The sequence below is a fragment of the Enterobacter cloacae complex sp. P2B genome, from assembly GCF_014895985.1.
In the GTDB taxonomy this organism is placed as follows: Bacteria; Pseudomonadota; Gammaproteobacteria; order Enterobacterales; family Enterobacteriaceae; genus Enterobacter; species Enterobacter bugandensis.
This window is the reverse complement of record NZ_JADBQQ010000005.1, coordinates 4,807-5,008: the sequence shown is the minus strand read 5'-3', so window position 1 is coordinate 5,008 and position 202 is coordinate 4,807. Positions and strand designations below refer to the sequence as shown.

The 202-nt window shown below is 52.5% G+C and carries 1 tRNA gene; it reads left to right on the top strand.

The window, feature by feature from the left end:
* Positions 1-66: 66 nt before the first annotated feature.
* Positions 67-140, top strand: a tRNA-Cys gene (locus IM313_RS04325).
* Positions 141-202 lie beyond the last annotated feature (62 nt).

Below are 202 nucleotides of genomic sequence, written 5' to 3'. Positions count from 1 at the left end.
GAGTCTCGTTTCCCGCTCCAGATTAAAGACATGCGCAATAGCGGGTGTCAGTTAGAAAAGTTTTACGGCGCGTTAGCAAAGCGGTTATGTAGCGGATTGCAAATCCGTCTAGTCCGGTTCGACTCCGGAACGCGCCTCCACTTTCTTCCCGAGCCCGGATGGTGGAATCGGTAGACACAAGGGATTTAAAATCCCTCGGCGT